Origin of the sequence: Companilactobacillus alimentarius DSM 20249 (assembly GCF_002849895.1) — a bacterium.
Classification (GTDB): Bacteria; Bacillota; Bacilli; order Lactobacillales; family Lactobacillaceae; genus Companilactobacillus; species Companilactobacillus alimentarius.
In genome coordinates this window covers 1125471-1142396 of sequence record NZ_CP018867.1, presented here as the reverse complement: position 1 = coordinate 1142396, position 16926 = coordinate 1125471, and the positions used below count along the sequence as shown (strand labels likewise).

The following is a 16926-nucleotide window of genomic DNA, read 5'->3' as shown; positions in this document are numbered from 1 at the left end:
CTATGGACATGGAATTAGTAAAAAAAATACATAAAGCTCATACAGGTGTTCTTCAGATTGATGGAGAATTACCGGTTTCAACTATGGAAGAGTTAGGTGAAGCGTATACTCCGGGCGTGGCTGAGATCAGTAAAATTATAGCTAAAGATCACGATTTAGCATCTAAATATACTGTCAGTGGAAAGTTAGTAGCAATTATTACTGACGGTTCAGCTGTTTTAGGACTTGGCGATATTGGTCCTCAAGGCGGATTGCCTGTTATTGAAGGTAAAGCATTGTTGTATAAGCGTTTAGCTAATGTTAATGCAATTCCATTAGCCCTAGATAAAGTCGATGTCGATGAATTTGTCCAAACCGTTGTTAATATCAGTAAGAGTTTTGCAGGAATTCACTTGGAAGATATTGCAGCACCCAGATGTTTTGAAATTGAACAGAAATTAGCAGAGAAACTTGATATTCCCGTTTACCACGATGATCAAGAAGGAACAGCAATCGTTGTTTTAGCAGGATTGATTAATGCAGCTAAGGTCGTTAATAAAGATCTTAAGGATATGAAAGTTGTTATTAATGGTGTTGGTGCTTCAGGACTCGCCACGGCAGAATTACTGTTCAAGAGTGGTATGAAGAACATTATTTTAGTTGATCAAAAAGGTGTCATTAATAGCAAAGAAACCAGTTTAAACGATTATCAATATGACTTAATGAAGAGAATCAATTATCAAACCACTGCTAAAACTCTAGCAGATGCAATGAATAATGCCGACGCTTTCGTTGGTTTGTCAGTTGGTAATTTAGTAACTAAAGCAATGGTCGAATCAATGGATAAAGGAATCGTTTTTGCCTTAGCAAATCCTAAGCCAGAGATTGAACCAGAACTTGCTAAAGAAGCTGGGGCTGTTGTCGTTGCAACAGGGAGTTCCCAACATCCAAATCAAGTTAATAATATTTTGGCTTTCCCAGGTTTGTTTAGAGGCTTGCTTGAGAACCATGTACAACATTTCAGTTCTGAAATGGAAGCTAGTGTGGCAGAGGGATTGGCCACTATGATTCAAGATCCTAAACCCGAAAAAATTATTCCAGGTGTTTTCGATAAGAACGTAGTAAAGACCGTTTCAGACGCAGTAACAAAATTTGTGAAAAAATGAGGTTTAGATAATGCAAATGAATTCTGTACCTGATGAAGATCAAAAAAAGAATATTATTCAAAGGTTTATGGGCCTGAATATCGGAATCGTGCCCATGCCTTTATATCTATTGTTATTGGTAACCTATGTGTTATTAACGGTTACTAAGCAAATGCCAAATGACATGATTGGTGCTATTGGCATTATGACGTTATTTTCTTTTATGCTTGAGGAAATTGGAAAACATATTCCAATTTTGAATTCTTTAGGTGGTAAAGTTTTAGTTGTCACTTTTTTACCATCATATCTAGTTTATATGAATTGGTTGCCAAGCAGTACGACTAAAGTTGTAACTGATTTTATGAACAATAACAATTTTCTAGCTGTCTTCATTGCACTTTTGATTGTTGGTAGTATTTCAGCCATGAATCGAAAGACTTTGATTAAGGCTAGTACACGTATTATTGTAGTTCTTTTAATTTGTGAGGTTGTCGGACCTGTAATTGGTATGGGTGTCGGAAGTTTGTTAGGACTTTCAGCTTATAAATCTTACTTCTTCATTGTTGCACCGATTATGGCTGGTGGAGTTGGCGAAGGTGCTTTGCCACTGTCATTAGGTTATGCTGCTATTATTTCAATGGGACAACAAAATATTTTTGCCCAGATCTTACCTTGCGTTATGTTGGGGAGTTTGGTTGCGGTTGTCGAAGCGGGAATTTTGAGACAGATCGGAGTTAAGAAGCCACATTTGACTGGTAACGGTCGCTTAGTTGAAGGAGACAACGATGACGAATTAGGTAGTTTGTCATCCAAATCTGATACAGCTAATATTTCTAAAATGTTGGTTTCAGGTATTTTAGCTATTACACTTTATCTACTTGGTGTTTGGGCTAATAGTGTGATTCATTTACCAGCCCCAATCGTTTTGTTGATCGTTGTTATGGTTGCCAAAATGTTAGGTTGGATTCCTGACTCAGTTCAAGAAGGTGGAAAATCACTTTATAGTTTAACAGTTAAAGGTATCTCACCACTCCTATTATTCGGTGTTGGTGTTGCGATGACGCCTTGGAAATCATTGGTAACTGTTTTTACTAATATTCCAATGTTGATTACAATTTTCATTACTGTAACCGCTATCGTTGTCGCTGCATTCTTCAGTGCTAAATTCTTGGGGATGTATCCAGTTGATACTGCAATTGCCGTCTCATGCTGTTCAGGACAAGGTGGTACTGGTGCTCTAGCAATTCTTGCTGCCGGTGATCGTATGAACTTGATGCCATTTGCTCAAGTTGCAGTTCGTCTTGGTGGAGCCATCACCGTAACGCTCTCAATTTTCCTAATGAGAATTTTTGCTTAGGAGATTAAATTGGATACGATAACAATAAATTTAAACGATAGATATTATTACAAACAGTGGCAAAGCCTAGTTCAAAGTGAAGGCCTGTATATTGAAAATATTGCTGATATTACTGAGACTATTGGTATTTATGATGGAGATAAGTTGATTGCCACAGGCTCGTATTTTGAAAATGTTTTAAAATACTTAGCGATTGCACCTGATTATCAAGGTGGAAATACTTTTAATAAATTAGTCTCGTCATTGATCAATATATTAGCCAATCAGAATATCTTTCATATTTTTGTTTTTACTAAACCGCAATATCAAGAAAGCTTTGAATACTTAGGTTTTCAAGCCATTGCAAAAACTGAATTTTCGACACTTTTGGAAACTGGCGATTACTCAATTGATCAATATATTGCAGATCTTCCCAAAGCAACGGGAAAAAATATTTCGGCAATTGTTATGAATGCTAATCCGTTCACGCTTGGCCATCGTTATTTGATTGAGCAGGCTAGTAAGTCGAGTGATTTTGTTTATGTCTTCGTAGTCAATCAGGATGCATCTCTATTTAAGACTTCAGAACGAATGAAATTGATCAAAGAAGGTATTAAAGACTTCAGTAATGTCCAAGTTGTCAGTGGTGGACAATATATGGTCAGTTTTGTAACTTTTCCATCTTATTTTATTAAGAGTCGTGCTGATGTAGCTACTTATCAAACACAATTGGATGCACAGGTTTTTAAACGAATTGCAAAAGCTTTGAAGATTACTAAGCGTTTCGTAGGTCAAGAACCATATTCGCCTACGACGGAAATTTATAATCAATCTTTAAAAAAAATTTTGCCTCCAGAAGTAACTTTAGAAGTGTTAAAACGTAAGCAAATTGATCAAGATATTATTAGTGCTACTAAGGTTCGTCAGGCGATTGCTGAAAGTAATTTGGAACAGTTACAAAAATATGTACCAGAAACAACCTTTAATTTTATAAAGAGTAATTTAGGAACCTTATTAAGGAGGATTCATGATGGAAATTAAGCATACAGCACTAGCAGGAACTCTTGAATCAAGCGATATTCAGTTCATCCTTTCTCAAGGAAAAGGAATTAATATCAATCTTGATTCACAAGTAGAAAAACAATTTGGAAAACAAATTAGAAAAGTTATTACAGACTTATTGGCTGAATATGATATTGAAAATGTTAATGTTCATGCCGTAGATAAGGGTGCTTTGGATTGTACGATTAAAGCTCGTTTGATTGCAGCTATTCAACGTGCGACAGACACAAAGAATCAACCAAATTGGGAGGTACTTGGATAATGGAACGTTTGAGAAGAACTATGATGTTTGTTCCTGGTAACAATCCAGCTATGATCAAAGATGCTGGTATCTATGGAGCAGATTCAATTATGTTTGATCTAGAAGATTCAGTTTCATTGACTGAAAAAGATACTGCAAGAATGTTGGTTTTTGAAGCTTTGCAAAATGTTGATTACGGCAATTCAGAATTAGTTGTCAGAATCAATGGCTTAGATACAGAAATGGGTAAAGCCGACATTTATGCAATGGTAAAAGCTGGTGTTGAGGTTATCCGTTTGCCTAAGACAGAGACACCTGATGATGTAGTTGAAACTGAAAAGGTGATTGCTGAGGCTGAGAAATTCTTCGGTATTGAAAATGGACGGACTCATATGATGGCCGCAATTGAAAGTGCCGAGGGAGTTTTGAACGCTCCTGCTATTGCTAAAGCTTCTGATCGCTTGATTGGGATTGCTCTTGGAGCCGAAGATTACGTTACAAATATGAAGACACATAGATATCCTGATGGTGCGGAACTCTCATTTGCTCGTAATATGATTTTGCATGGTGCTAGAGCTGCTGGAATTGCTGCATTTGATACAGTTTATTCTGATGTTGATAATACCGAAGGATTCAATCATGAAGTAGAGATTATTCATGAACTTGGATTTGATGGTAAATCAGTTATCAATCCTCGTCAGATTCCATTGGTTAATGCAATTTATGCACCAAGTGAAAAAGAAATTAGAAATGCTAAAGATGTTCTCAATGCAATTGAAGAAGCCCATAAGAAGGGTTCAGGAGTTATTTCATTACGCGGTAAGATGGTCGATAAGCCGGTCGTTGCCCGTGCAGAAAGAACTATGGCTTTAGCTAAAGCTTCACATTTAGTTGACGAGGAGGGCAACAGTTATGCTGAATAAAGTAAATCGTGAAATTCCTGATGAAATTTTAAAGGATAAGAATTTTAAACCATTTGAAACTACAGAGATTGGTAGTCCCGAAACGACTTATGTAGCACACCAAGTAAAAGTTTCTCAAGGTGATAATAAATTGGTAGATTCAATTCAAGATGTTATTGCTAAAACCGGATTGAAGAATGGCATGACAATTTCATTCCATCACCATTTCCGTGAAGGTGACTTTGTTTTCAACATGGTCATGCAAGAAATTATCAATGAAGGCTTTAAAGATTTGACTTTAGCACCTAGTTCATTGACAAATGTAATGAATGATATGGTCATAAAAGCTATTAAAGCAGGAACAGTTACTCATATCACTTCTTCTGGTATGCGTGGAAGTTTGGGAGATTTTATTTCACATGGTGGTTTGAAAGATCCAGTAGTTCTTCGTTCACATGGAAATCGTGCTCGTTCTATTGAAAATGGTGAGATAAAAATTGATGTTGCCTTTTTGGGTGTTCCTAATGCCGATGTAGTCGGTAATGCTAATGCCATCCACGGTGATGCTGTCTTTGGGTCAATGGGTTATTCATTGATGGATGCTAAATATGCTGACAAGGTAGTTTTGTTGACTGATACAATCATGCCTTATCCTAATACTCCCGCAAGTATTAAGCAGACTCAAGTTGATTATGTTGTTAAAGTTCCTAAGGTCGGAGATCCTGACAAGATTGGTTCTGGTGCTACACGTTTCACTAAAGATCCTAAGGAATTGAAGATTGCCCAAATGGTCAATCAAGTAATCACTCATTCTCAATATTTCAAAGATGGTTTTAGTTTCCAAACTGGTTCAGGTGGTGCTGCTCTAGCTGTCAGTCGTTACCTCAGGGAGTCCATGATTGCTAAAAATATTAAAGCTTCCTTTGCTTTAGGTGGAATTACTAAGCCTACAGTCGATCTACTTGAAGAGGGCTTAGTTAATAAGATTCTGGATGTTCAAGATTTCGATAAGGGTGCGGCTGCAAGTATGGCCAACAATGAAAATCAACAAGAAATTGATTCTTCATGGTATGCTGATCCATATAATAAGGGTGCCGCTGTTAATCAATTGGATGTCTGCATCTTGTCAGCTTTGGAAATTGACACTAAATTCAATGTCAATGTTATGACTGGATCTGATGGTGTTTTACGTGGTGCTATTGGTGGTCACCAAGATGCTGCTAATGCTAAGTTGACAATTATTTCTGCCCCATTGGTTCGTGGTAGAATTGCAACAGTTGTCCCAGATGTAACAACTGTAGTTACACCAGGCGATAGTATTGACGTATTGGTAACCGAAGTCGGTATTGCAATTAATCCGAAGAGAAAAGATTTAATTGAAGCTTTAAAGAATGTTCCTGGAGTTCCTGTCTATACAATCGATGAACTTCAAAAACGTGCACAAGCAATTGTTGGCAAGCCAGAAAAATTGCAATTTACTAACCGTCCAGTTGCTTTGATCGAATATCGTGATGGCAGTTTGATCGATATAGTTAACCAAGTTAAAGATTAGGAGTGACAAAAATGATTGATGTATTTTCTGAAGGTGTTTCACAGGATATTGCCCAAGTATTGCAAAATCGAGATAATCGGGTAAATGAACAGCGGATTCTTTTTAGAAAGCTAGATGAAAATCAATCATTGATTAGTGCAAAATTAAATATTCCTGGTCCAATTAAAAACAATCTTTATTTGATACAAGTTTTTCAGTCCGGATTAGAGCAATTTACGCAAGGTTTGGAAGTTGATTATCAGTTAATATGGAATATAGCGACCGGTCCCGAGGCATTTTTGATTCTGAATGAGTCGAATATTGCAGTGAAGAAGCATTCGATGGAGTTCGAAGATAATAATAAATTGGGTAGATTGTTTGATATAGATGTATTAACGAACAGTGATGGCTCTTTACATCCGTTGAGTAGAAAAGATTTTCACCAAGCGGAAAGAAAATGTCTACTCTGCAATCAACCTGCTAAAATCTGTGCTCGAAGTCGAACTCATAGTGTTGGTGAGATGCAAAACTATATAAATAAATTAATAAATAAAAATTTGGAGCTTTCATGGAATTAAGTGAACATTTAGCAGATGCTGCTTTGAAAGCTTTGTTATATGAAGTAGACGTTCAACCTAAACCAGGGTTAGTTGATCCAGTGGATCATTTGACCCATTTGGATATGGACGTCTTTACTTTTATTGACAGTGCTGTATCATTGCAACCATATTTAAAAGAATTTGCCCAGGCGGGAATAGATTTTCAGGGTGATGATTTACGAGATTTATTTAAAATCATTCGTCCTATTGGAATTAAAGCTGAGAAAGCTATGTTTTTAGCAACAGAAAATATCAATACACATAAGGGAGCCATCTTTTCTTTAGGAATATTATTAGCTGCTAGTGGCTATGATCAAAATAATATTTCTTCAGTGACTCAAGAAATGCTTCAGGGCTTGACTGAAAATGATTTCAAAGACTTGGATAAAAAGCAAAACTTGAGTAACGGAGAAAGGATGTATCTTAAATATGGAGTTACTGGTATCCGCGGTGAGGCTCAAGATGGTTATCCAATTGTTTTTGATAATTCTTTACCATATTTAAAATCTCAAAGTGGGAATGATTTTAATAATATTTTATTAGATACTTTAATGGTAATCATTTCTCAATCATATGACTCTAACGTAGTTAAACGTGGGAATATGGATGCGTTAAAAAATGTGCAAAAATTTGCTCAAGAGATTTTGAATGTTGGGGGATGCGGCAATTTGGCCGGAAAAAAGGTTTTAAATGATCTGAATAATTATTGTAATGAGAATAATCTCAGTCTTGGCGGTAGCGCGGATCTTTTGATTGTAACTATTTTTCTATCTTTGATCTAAATTTTATTGGATAATTTTTTACAGAAAAAACACTCAATTCATAAAACGGAATTGAGTGTTTTTATTTATGCATTAAAACCTAATAGAGGATTCTAATGGAAATCCTAATTAAAAGCTAAATTTCTTGATAATATATTTTAGAACTATGCCTAAGGTAATAAATAATCCAAGAATTAACATGAATAATCCGCCTTCGTTACCAGTCTGAGGGAAGGTGCCCTTTTGATCGGTATCAGGTTCATTGTTTGTAGTTGAACCAACATTGCCACTAGTACCGCTGCCTGAATTCATAGGTGGAAGTACTTCATTAGTAGTAATATCACCAGTATCTGGAGTTGTTACATTAGGAACTTCTGAATTATTTGGAGATTCAGATTCGTTAGGATTCGTTGTACTAGGAACTTCGGGTTCAATAGGATTCGTTGTACCAGGAATTTCAGGTTCACTAGGATTTGTTACGCCAGGAACTTCAGGTTTAACAGGATTTGTTACGCCAGGGATTTCGGGTTCAACAGGATTCGTTACACCAGGATTCTCTGGTTCGTTAGGTTCGTTAGGTTCATTAGGTTCATTAGGTTCATTAGGTTCATTAGGTTCATTAGGTTCATTAGGTTCATTAGGTTCATTAGGTTCGTTAGGTTCGTTAGGTTCATTAGGTTCGTTAGGTTCATCAGGTTCGTCAGGTTCATTAGGAGTTACATCAGGTGGGGTGATTGGTGTATCAGGCTCTTTTGGAGTCTCATCATTAGTTGCCTCAACTTGAGTAGTCTTATCTCTAGTGATTTCGAACTTGATGGGATCACTATTTAATTCATAACCTTCGGGGGCCTTTGTTTCAACAAATGAATATGACCCAACAGCAAGATTAGTTACTTTGATCTGACCATTTTCATCAGTCGTTAAGTTGCTTTGGATAATATTACCTTGACCATCTAAGAGGTCGTAAATAGCATCGGGTAAAAGCTTATTGACTTTGGAATCTGATTTGGTCAAAACAACATTGCCTTCACCGATTGGCTCATTAGTTTGAGTTAGATTCAAATTTAAATTGCCATTATCTGGAATGGTAAAAGTAATTGGATCAGGATTCAAATGATAACCAGCAGGAGCCTTGACCTCAGTCATAGTATAAGTACCTAATAGCAAATTCTTGATGTTGATTATACCATCTGAATTAGTAGTAACGTTAGTCATTAAGACATTGCCAGTACTATCAACTAATTTATATTCTGCGCCAGGTAAGGCTTTTCCAGTAATGGAGTCGGTTTTCTTTAAATTGATACTGCCGACTTCATTGCCGTCGCCTGTATCACTGCCACCCCAAGAAGTTTCGGAGCCAACATTGTAGTTTCCTTCGCTGGAAGCCATTGTGGCATTATTAGACCAAGTAGTTGTACCGTCAGGATTAGGTGTTACTTTAACTTTATAATAAATATCGACAGCGGTCGAAACCTTGTCAGGGAATGTAATTGTAACAGTATTGCCTTTAGCAGTGACTGTTGGGTGTAATTGAACGCCGTTACTTACGAAGCCACCATTTTCATATGATCCACCAATAGCTGTCAAGCTACCGGGGATATATGTTTGGTTAGCTCCAAGTGTATCAGTGATAGTAACACCACTTAAGTCGTGTTCGTTAGGATTGAAGGCAATATTCCAAGTTAATTCATTTGGAACGCCATTTTGATCGTAGCCACCGACCCAGCCAACTTTGTTAAACATCCAATTTTGTCCATCGTTGTTGGTATTGGTTTGGGTACCTTTGGCAATTAAGTGTAGAGTACCTTTCCGATTCAACGATGTGTTCTCTAGGACGTTATTGAATGTGATTGTACCGGTTGAAGAACCATTCTTAATAGTTCCTGTACCAATTGCTGTGCCACTTGAGTTATAGATAGGAAATGATAAGTCACCAGAAGCGACTAACCCATTTGGAAGTTCAAATGAAGTTGTATCACCGTCTTTGATCTGAACATTGTCAGGGATACTCCAATTATAATTGACATTGAAATTCAACCATGAATAGAGGTCGTCAGAAGGATTGACGGCATTACCTTTCATATCGGTAACTGTTGCGTCATTACTTTCTAGACCAGTGATTCCTTCAATTGCTCTTGTAGTTGTAGTAGTTGTTACAGAAGCTGAATTATTTGATGCCGTTGCAGCTTGAGCAGAAAATTGAGGCGGCATAAAAATAAGCAAGAATGCTAAAACTAATCCAACCAAGTACGTGTATAGATATGATTTTTTCATTTTAAGCATCTCCAATGAAAGAGTCTGTTAGATTTGAAAATCTGAACAGCTCGTTAGTATAAGTAATGTAAAAAATACAATGAGTTATTCTCCTTTCAGTTAGATTTAACTTATTGCGAATAGAACAAATCCTTTTTTACAAATAGAGTATAAAATGCTTTATATTAGTAGTAAATAATTAAGACCATTTATCGAACAAACTATACACATCGGCAATGCGTGGATATACCAATTTCAAAATTCTAAATAATTGAATAATGAATATTGTAATTATTTGATGATCTACAGATTTTGAGAGGAAATTGATAGAAAAATAAATTTCTTAAGGTTAAATACAAATTTCTAAAAAAGCGCTATCATTATAGTAGTTATCATATTAGTGAATTACATTTTGGCTATATAATTATAATTTTGAAGGGGAGTGAATCTGATGGAATTGAAACAAAGCCTTAACCAAAAACAGGTTCAAGGTTTGTCGTTAACCCAAGGAATGCGCCAATCAATTTTAGTTTTACAATCGGATGCAATTGATTTGGCAGATTATTTGAATGAACAGAGTTTAGAGAATCCACTCTTTGATGTTCATATTGATTTGGACATGCCCTTTATTGAGAATAGTAATCAAACTTCTTATCAAATAAGAGATAATCAACAGTCGTTGTTTGAGTATTTATTAGATCAGGTACAATTGACCATGCGTAAAACAACGTTGAGGGATTTAGTGATTTATTTAATTGAACAGTTGAATCCTAATGGATATTTGACACTATCAGATAAAGAAATTTTGCATGAACTGGAAGAGGTAACACCAATAATGTTACTAGATGCTAAAACATTGCTGCATCAATTGGATCCTCCAGGGATTGGAGCCAGAGACTTACAAGAATGTTTGTATCTACAAGCTGAGGCTGAGCATGCTGATCCAGAAATTATGTCGATGTTGAGTGATAATTTTGATATTTTTGTTAAACATGAATGGAAACAATTACGTCGAAAATTGAAATTGTCGAACGAGAAGTTACAAAAGGATGTTGATTTTATCCAGTCATTAACCGCTAATCCTGGTCAAAGATATACCTCTCAAGGTGAACAGTATGTCGTCCCAGAATTGCGAGTCAAAAAGAATAAAGATAAATTGAGTTTGTCAGTAACTAAATATGGTCAACCACAAATTGTTTTTGCAGAGGAGACCTATGATCGCTTAGAAAAATCGACTGATATTGATGTTAAACAGTATATTCGTGAAAAATATAGTCAATATAGAACTTTGGAATATAATTTGGAACGTCGAATTGAAACTATTTCAATTATTGGGAAATGTATCGTCAATGCTCAATATCAATTCTTTATGCAAAATTCAAAAGCTCTAAAACCATTATTAATTCGAGATGTCGCTCAAAAATTGAGATTGAGTGAGTCTACTGTCAGTCGGACCGTCAATGGTAAATATATTCAAACAGATTTTGGAATTTTTGAATTGAAGAGCTTCTTCTCACGTCGCAGCAAAGTTACAGTAGGTGAAAAGGAACAATCAGTTGATCAAGTGAAGAAAAAAATCAAGAATCTTTTGGAAAGTGAAAATTCAAGTAAACCCTTGAGTGATCAAAAGATTTCTGATTTGTTGATTGGTGATGGTTTGAAAATTGCTCGTCGAACAGTGGCTAAATATCGAGAAGAATTAGGATTTCCATCAACAAGTCGAAGAAGAATTTAGTGAAACTTTTTAGAATATAAAACGTGAGGAATATGTTCCTCACGTTTTTTGGTTATATAGATATTTTAGTGTGCCAACTAGACTCATATCTCAAAAAAATTTTGTTTTACCCCAGAAAATTGGTTAAAGTATTACTGGAGGAAGATAGAGATATGAATATTGGGCAATTGATCAATCAAATTGCTTTGATGTTTTGTTTAATGCTAGTGGGTATTTTAATAAATAAATTGAAATTCATGCATTCGCAAACTTCAAGTGACTTAACAAATGTTTTATTATACATTGTTTCACCGTGTCTAATTATCAATGCTTTTGAACAACCATATTCGCAATCACGCATTAGGCAATTTATTTTAGCTGCTATCGGTGTTGTAGTACTTTATGTAATTGAAATTATTGTGGTTAAATTAATTTTTGGAAGATTAAAAAATGAGAATCTAAAGAGAATCACTCAGTACGGCAGTATTTATTCTAATGCTGGTTTTATGGGAATTCCCTTAATCAGTTCCTTATTTGGTTCCAAGGGGGTCTTTTTTGCAGTTGTATCGTTGGCTGGATTTAATATTTTTAGTTGGACACAGGGAGTATCTTTGTTCAAAGATACTAAAAATGGGACATCTGAAAAAATTAGTTGGCGACAAGTATTGTTGAATCCCAACATTATTGCAATTGTTTTAGGTATTTTTATATTTGCCTTTTCAATAAGAATTCCTAATATGCCTAATCAAGTGATTAAATATGTTGGTTCGATAAATACACCATTGTCGATGATTGTTATTGGTAATAGTTTGGCCAATATCAAATTTACGAAGGATATGTTGAATAAAGAGATTGGATTGACGATTTTATTACGTAATTTAATTTTCCCGATAATTAGTATTTTCTTATTGAAAATTATTGGAGTAACTGGGATTGCTTTTTATACGACGATTGTCATGGCAGCCTGTCCAGTAGCAGGTTTAGTTGTACTTTTCACTTTGCAAGCTCACGGGGATGCTGCACCGGCAATCTCAGTGATGAGTTTATCAACTATCTTGTGCTTGATAACCATTCCTTTGGTCTTTGCTTTAGGAACTATTTTATAGGAATATGAATTTAAATAATAAAAAAACCGATATGACAATCATTTTTGATAATGGTTGCTATATCGGTTTTTTTTACATCACAGTAGAGTAGGATCTTGATCGATACTTGTTCGTAAATTCACTAGAAACGAATCAACTAAATCTTTTTCAACTTGGGTAAGAGTACGATTCGCTTGGTAAGCGATGAAGTAATCAAGAGAGATGATGCTTTGTGGTAAAGGATAAATATTAAACTCGTTAGCATTTGGGTGGATATAGACGCTTTCAGGTAGAAAAGTGACACCTAAACCACTAGTTGCTAGTTTAGAAGTCGTGAAGATATTGTTGCTTTCTAAAATGACATTGGGAGTGATTTTGTATCGTTGCAATAAATAATCGACTTGCTGACGAATGGCAGAACCATGTGTGGTAAGAACTAGTTTTTCTTGGAGGAGCTTTTTCAAAGAAACTGAATTGGGCTCTAAAGAATTGACACCTTTACGAAAAAATTGGGAAGTTTTAGGGATGATGGCGAAGTATCCATGGGTCCCTTGGTTGCGGACGGTTAAATGTGGAGAGATGGTTTCAGGATTTTGTCCAAGAAGAAAATCGATGTCACCAGTAAGAACTTTTTTCTCATTAATTTCAGGGATATCCTCTTGTAATTCAATATTTACTTGAGGGTGCTTGGCTAAGTATTGATTTAAAAAGATGGGTAATAAATATGTTCCAAGACTGGAAAGAACTCCAATTTTAAGGACTGTTTTTTGAGGAGAGGAATATTGGATTATTTGTTTTTGAAAATTACTTTTTTCAGTTTCCAAGGAATTGAGATATTGATAATAAATTCTACCAGCGTCGGTCAATTGTAAAGGTGAAACCTTGCGATTAATAATTTCAATTCCTAATTCACTTTCAACTTTTTGAATTGTCTGTGTTAAATAAGGCTGTGAAATATATAAGTCTTTAGCAGCCTTAGTATAATTTCCGTGCTTCAATAACATATCCAAGAAACGCAACATATTTAAAGAATCTATTTTTGGCATAATCTACTCCTGACTTATAACGATTTATCTATGACATCATAATTAAATAAATATTTCACAAATTAGATCCTACACTTTAAACTGAACTCATAGTTAAAAAATGCACAAACTGAATTCAGTAATTAATAATTACTATTAATAGTATCATTTTTGCAATCTAACTAAAAAAATTAATTTAAGAAACCAATTGTGTTTCTTTACACATTTTGAAGAGGAGGATGTTATGAAATTAGTTGGAATCGTAGGAACTAATTCTTTAGAATCAACCAATCGTCGTTTATTGCAGTATATGAAGCAACATTATGGTAAAAAAGTAGAATTAGAAATTTGTGAAATTGCGGATATTCCTGTTTTTGATGAACCTGAGGATAAAAAGGCCCCAGAATCTGTCCAAGAGTTGTCAAAGAAAATCGCTAACAGTGATGGGGTAATCTTTGCAACACCGGAGTATGATCATTCAATTCCAGCAGTATTGAAAAATACCATTGAATGGCTTTCTTACACTACACGTCCATTAATCAATAAACCAGTAATGATTATAGGTGCTTCAAATGGTTCGTTGGGTACTTCCAGAGCACAAGGTCATTTGCGTCAAATTCTGGAGGCTCCAGAATTAAAAGCTTTGATTATGCCTAATGTTGAATTTTTGCTGGGTAGATCATTGCAGGCTTTTGATGATGACGGTCAATTAGTTTACAAAGAAAAAGTTCAAGAGCTGGACCAAGACTTTGATGAATTTATTTCTTTCGTACAGTTAACCCAGAAGTTGATGACCGATGATAAATTCTTTGAAAAGAATAAACAATTTTCTTGGGATCAAGTTGCAAATGGGGAGGACATGTAATAATGAAATTTATTGGAATCGTTGGTACAAATGCCAAGAAATCATATAATCGCATGTTATTGCAGTTCATGCAGAAGCACTTTATGGATAAAGCTGAAATTGAAATTCTTGAATTGAAAGATGTTCCAATGTTTAATGAATCACAAGATCAATCTAAGAGTGAGATTATTCAAGAGTTTAATCAAAAAATCGAAGCATCTGATGGAGTAATCATTGCAACACCCGAACACAATCATTCAATTCCAGCTGCTTTAAAGAGTATTATCGAGTGGCTTTCGTTTAATTTACATCCCCTAGATGGGAAACCAGTTATGATTGTTGGTGCTTCATACAGTATCCAAGGATCGTCCAGAGCTCAATTGCATTTACGTCAAATTTTAGATGCACCTGGAGTCAATGCCAGTGTCATGCCAGGTTCAGAATTCTTGTTGGGTAGAGCTCAAGAGGCCTTTGATGAAAATGGCAATCTTAATTCAGAACGGACAATCAGTTTTCTGGATAGTTGTTTTGCCAAATTCATGAAATTTGCTGATATTATTGCTCAAATGAATATTCCAGAAGATATTTCTTATACACCCGGAACCTTTAAGGTCACTGCGGTGGGCCATAATGGCGATTTACCAATGGAAGTTACTTTATCAGATGATCGGATTGAAAAAATTGATATTGATACTTCTAGTGAAACTCAAGGAATTGCTGACGTTGCATTCAAACGTGTACCACAGGAAATCATTGATGGACAAACTTTAAACGTTGATGTCGTAGCTGGTGCCTCAATAACTAGTAATGGTGTGATCGATGGTGTTGCCAAGGCAGTCAAATTGGCCGGCGCTAACCCAGATGATTTGAAAAAACGTAAGAGAGCCAGTGGACCTAATAAGCAAAATGTTATCGAGTATAATACCGACGTTGCTGTAGTCGGTGCTGGTGGGGCCGGACTTACCGCTGCAACTAGAACTATTCAACAAGGGAAAAAAGCAATTGTCATTGAAAAATTTCCTGCTGTTGGTGGAAATACCGTACGTGCTGGTGGACCAATGAATGCCTCTGACCCCAAATGGCAGAATAAATTTGAAGAGATTCCTGGGGAACGTCATACCTTAAAAGAAATTACGGAAATTGATGAAGAAACAATCGATCAAGAATATTTAACTGATTTTCGTGCTTTGAAAAAACAAATTAATGAATATTTAAAGGAAAATGAAGATAAAAAAGCTTATCTTTTTGATTCAAAGCTTTTACACCGGATTCAGACTTATCTGGGTGGTAAAAGAGTTGATTTAAATGGAAATAAAATTTATGGACAATATGATTTAGTTAAAGAATTGACCGATCATGCTTTAGAATCAGTCAAATGGCTGGAAGATGTCGGTGTTAAATTTGATAAGACTCAAGTGACAATGCCAGTTGGAGCATTGTGGAGACGAGGACATAAACCATTAGGCAGTCAAGGATTTGCCTTTATTGAAGCTTTAAAGAAGTTCCTTGAAGCACATGATGGAAAAATCATTACCGATACTGCCGTTAAACAACTAATAATTGAAGATGGACAAGTCAAAGGAATCATCGCCAAAAGTTCTGACGGTAAAAAAGTGATAGTTCATGCTAAAGCAATTGTCCTAGCTTCTGGTGGCTTTGGCGCTAACACTAAGATGCTCAAAGAGTACAACACTTATTGGTCCAATATCGATGACGATATTATGACAACTAATTCTCCAGCTATTACAGGGGATGGTATCCGTCTAGGTCAAAGTGCAGGAGCAGAATTGGTAGGTATGGGATTCTCACAGATGATGCCGGTGTCTGATCCACAAACGGGCGAACTCTTCAGTGGACTACAAGTTCCACCTCAGAACTATGTCATGGTCAATCAAAAAGGAAAACGTTTCGTTAATGAATATGGCAGTCGTGATGAATTAACGAAGGCTGCTATTGATAATGGAAGCTTATTCTATTTGATAGCTGATGATGAAATTAAAAAGACAGCTTACAATACTAGTCAGAATCAAATTGATAAACAGGTTGAACAGGGTACTTTGTATCGTGATGATACTTTAGAAGGTTTAGCTAAACAAATTGGAATGGATCCGAAAGTATTTGTTAAGACTATCAATGACTACAATTCTTATGTTGATCAAGGAGAGGATCCTGAATTTCACAAGAACGCTTTTGATTTGAAAGTTCAAACTGCACCATTTTATGCAACACCTAGAAAACCCGCGGTTCATCACACGATGGGTGGTTTGAAAATTGATACAGATGCTCATGTAATTAATCAAGATGGAAAAATTATTACAGGATTATATGCGGCCGGTGAAGTTGCTGGAGGAATTCATGCCGGTAATCGCCTTGGTGGTAATTCATTAAGTGATATTTTTACATTCGGACGTATTGCCGCAAATAATGCTTTGAAAGATATGTAATCTGA

At 35.7% G+C, this 16926-nt stretch carries 14 protein-coding genes; 12 read left to right on the top strand and 2 right to left on the bottom strand.

What is annotated here, in order from left to right:
- Nucleotides 1-2: 2 nt before the first annotated feature.
- The 8 genes from LA20249_RS05470 to citG are packed head-to-tail and all read left to right on the top strand — an operon-like array spanning nucleotide 3 to nucleotide 7577.
- Nucleotides 3-1145 carry an NAD(P)-dependent malic enzyme gene (locus LA20249_RS05470; protein ID WP_057736708.1) on the top strand — a complete coding sequence of 381 codons (1143 nt, stop codon included), beginning with the start codon at nucleotides 3-5 and terminating at the stop codon, nucleotides 1143-1145.
- A gap of 52 nt (nucleotides 1146-1197) precedes the next feature.
- Nucleotides 1198-2481: a 2-hydroxycarboxylate transporter family protein gene (locus LA20249_RS05465; RefSeq protein WP_371861842.1), complete on the top strand. Its 1284-nt coding sequence runs from the start codon at nucleotides 1198-1200 to the stop codon at nucleotides 2479-2481.
- Between the two features lie 9 nt (nucleotides 2482-2490).
- Nucleotides 2491-3501 carry a [citrate (pro-3S)-lyase] ligase gene (gene citC / locus LA20249_RS05460; protein WP_083477855.1) on the top strand — a complete coding sequence of 337 codons (1011 nt, stop codon included), beginning with the start codon at nucleotides 2491-2493 and terminating at the stop codon, nucleotides 3499-3501.
- Nucleotides 3491-3784 (top strand): citrate lyase acyl carrier protein, encoded by a 294-nt coding sequence (citD, locus tag LA20249_RS05455; RefSeq protein ID WP_057736710.1) that lies wholly within the window; start codon nucleotides 3491-3493, stop codon nucleotides 3782-3784. The genes citC and citD overlap by 11 nt, the downstream gene beginning before the upstream one ends.
- On the top strand, nucleotides 3784-4686 hold the full coding sequence (gene citE / locus LA20249_RS05450) for a citrate (pro-3S)-lyase subunit beta (protein WP_057736712.1): 903 nt from the start codon (nucleotides 3784-3786) through the stop codon (nucleotides 4684-4686). Before citD ends, citE begins: the two co-directional genes overlap by 1 nt.
- Complete coding sequence (gene citF / locus LA20249_RS05445; RefSeq protein ID WP_057736714.1) at nucleotides 4676-6217, top strand: citrate lyase subunit alpha; 1542 nt, start codon at nucleotides 4676-4678, stop codon at nucleotides 6215-6217. Before citE ends, citF begins: the two co-directional genes overlap by 11 nt.
- Nucleotides 6218-6228: 11 nt before the next feature.
- Entirely contained in the window at nucleotides 6229-6774 is a 546-nt protein-coding gene (gene citX / locus LA20249_RS05440; protein ID WP_057736716.1) for a citrate lyase holo-[acyl-carrier protein] synthase, read from the top strand.
- Nucleotides 6765-7577: a triphosphoribosyl-dephospho-CoA synthase CitG gene (gene citG, locus LA20249_RS05435; protein ID WP_057736719.1), complete on the top strand. Its 813-nt coding sequence runs from the start codon at nucleotides 6765-6767 to the stop codon at nucleotides 7575-7577. The genes citX and citG overlap by 10 nt, the downstream gene beginning before the upstream one ends.
- Nucleotides 7578-7685: 108 nt before the next feature.
- On the opposite strand, the gene LA20249_RS05430 is transcribed toward citG, so the two are convergent.
- Complete coding sequence (locus LA20249_RS05430; protein ID WP_158294588.1) at nucleotides 7686-9830, bottom strand: MSCRAMM family protein; 2145 nt, start codon at nucleotides 9828-9830, stop codon at nucleotides 7686-7688.
- A 430-nt stretch (nucleotides 9831-10260) separates the two neighbouring features.
- On the opposite strand from LA20249_RS05430, the gene rpoN reads away from it, so the two are divergent.
- Nucleotides 10261-11544: an RNA polymerase factor sigma-54 gene (rpoN, locus tag LA20249_RS05425; RefSeq protein ID WP_057736723.1), complete on the top strand. Its 1284-nt coding sequence runs from the start codon at nucleotides 10261-10263 to the stop codon at nucleotides 11542-11544.
- A gap of 152 nt (nucleotides 11545-11696) precedes the next feature.
- A complete protein-coding gene (locus LA20249_RS05420; RefSeq protein WP_057736726.1) occupies nucleotides 11697-12629 on the top strand; it encodes an AEC family transporter in 933 nt (310 codons plus the stop codon).
- A gap of 77 nt (nucleotides 12630-12706) precedes the next feature.
- Here LA20249_RS05420 and LA20249_RS05415 read toward each other — a convergent pair whose 3' ends face one another.
- Nucleotides 12707-13654 (bottom strand): LysR family transcriptional regulator, encoded by a 948-nt coding sequence (locus tag LA20249_RS05415; RefSeq protein WP_057736728.1) that lies wholly within the window; start codon nucleotides 13652-13654, stop codon nucleotides 12707-12709.
- A 223-nt stretch (nucleotides 13655-13877) separates the two neighbouring features.
- Here LA20249_RS05415 and LA20249_RS05410 point away from each other — a divergent pair, with 223 nt between their 5' ends.
- Both LA20249_RS05410 and LA20249_RS05405 read left to right on the top strand, forming a co-directional pair.
- Nucleotides 13878-14498: an NADPH-dependent FMN reductase gene (locus LA20249_RS05410; RefSeq protein ID WP_057736730.1), complete on the top strand. Its 621-nt coding sequence runs from the start codon at nucleotides 13878-13880 to the stop codon at nucleotides 14496-14498.
- A gap of 2 nt (nucleotides 14499-14500) precedes the next feature.
- Nucleotides 14501-16921 (top strand): flavocytochrome c, encoded by a 2421-nt coding sequence (locus LA20249_RS05405; protein ID WP_057736731.1) that lies wholly within the window; start codon nucleotides 14501-14503, stop codon nucleotides 16919-16921.
- The last annotated feature ends 5 nt before the right edge of the window (nucleotides 16922-16926 follow it).

Excerpts from the sequence above, each read along its gene's own strand:
- LA20249_RS05405 (WP_057736731.1), top strand. The coding sequence starts at position 14,501 with ATGAAATTTATTGGAATCGTTGGTACAAATGCCAAGAAATCATATAAT.
- citG (WP_057736719.1), top strand. The coding sequence starts at position 6,765 with ATGGAATTAAGTGAACATTTAGCAGATGCTGCTTTGAAAGCTTTGTTA.
- citX (WP_057736716.1), top strand. The coding sequence starts at position 6,229 with ATGATTGATGTATTTTCTGAAGGTGTTTCACAGGATATTGCCCAAGTA.
- citF (WP_057736714.1), top strand. The coding sequence starts at position 4,676 with ATGCTGAATAAAGTAAATCGTGAAATTCCTGATGAAATTTTAAAGGAT.
- citD (WP_057736710.1), top strand. The coding sequence starts at position 3,491 with ATGGAAATTAAGCATACAGCACTAGCAGGAACTCTTGAATCAAGCGAT.
- rpoN (WP_057736723.1), top strand. The coding sequence starts at position 10,261 with ATGGAATTGAAACAAAGCCTTAACCAAAAACAGGTTCAAGGTTTGTCG.
- citE (WP_057736712.1), top strand. The coding sequence starts at position 3,784 with ATGGAACGTTTGAGAAGAACTATGATGTTTGTTCCTGGTAACAATCCA.
- LA20249_RS05420 (WP_057736726.1), top strand. The coding sequence starts at position 11,697 with ATGAATATTGGGCAATTGATCAATCAAATTGCTTTGATGTTTTGTTTA.
- LA20249_RS05430 (WP_158294588.1), bottom strand. The coding sequence starts at position 9,830 with ATGAAAAAATCATATCTATACACGTACTTGGTTGGATTAGTTTTAGCA.
- LA20249_RS05470 (WP_057736708.1), top strand. The coding sequence starts at position 3 with ATGGACATGGAATTAGTAAAAAAAATACATAAAGCTCATACAGGTGTT.
- LA20249_RS05415 (WP_057736728.1), bottom strand. The coding sequence starts at position 13,654 with ATGCCAAAAATAGATTCTTTAAATATGTTGCGTTTCTTGGATATGTTA.
- LA20249_RS05410 (WP_057736730.1), top strand. The coding sequence starts at position 13,878 with ATGAAATTAGTTGGAATCGTAGGAACTAATTCTTTAGAATCAACCAAT.